Raw genomic sequence first — 592 nt, 5'->3', positions numbered from 1 at the left:
GGTTCCAGCGCTCCGGCGCTGCCGGGCGCGGCCAGCAGCGGCTGCAACTGGGCCACATCCAGCAGCGGGCCGTCGACATCCAGCTGGGCGCGCTCGAGCAGGTTGCGCAGTTCGCGCACGTTGCCCTTCCAGGGCTGGCGGGCGAGCAAGGCCAGCGCCTTGGCGCTCAGCTCCATGGGCGCCTGGGCGGAGCGGTTGGCGATATCGTCGAGCAGGTACTCCACCAGCGCCGGGATGTCCTCGCGCCGCTCGCGCAAGGGCGGTACCTGCAAGGCCAGCACGTTGAGGCGGTAGTACAGATCGCCGCGAAACTGCCCGGCCGCCACCTTGGCCTCCAGGTCGATATGGGTGGCGGCGATCACCCGCACGTTGAGCGGCTTGACCTGGTTGGAGCCGAGCGGCTCCACCTCCTGCTCCTGCAGCACCCGCAGCAGCTTGGCCTGCAAGGGCAGCGGCAGGTCGCCGATCTCGTCGAGAAACAGCGTGCCGCCGTTGGCCACCTCGAACTTGCCGATGCGCGCCTTGCGCTCGGCGCCGGTGAAGGCCCCCGGCGCGGTGCCGAACAGCTCGGCCTCGACCAGGGTTTCCGGGA

At 70.6% G+C, this 592-nt stretch carries 1 protein-coding gene; it reads right to left on the bottom strand.

The features are described 5' to 3' along the window. On the bottom strand, positions 1-592 hold a 592-nt coding region (locus N878_RS25260; protein ID WP_021446249.1), incomplete at both ends, for a sigma 54-interacting transcriptional regulator.

The organism is Pseudomonas sp. EGD-AK9, assembly GCF_000465935.2.
Classification (GTDB): domain Bacteria; phylum Pseudomonadota; class Gammaproteobacteria; order Pseudomonadales; family Pseudomonadaceae; genus Aquipseudomonas.
This window is presented reverse-complemented; position numbering and strand designations above follow the sequence as displayed.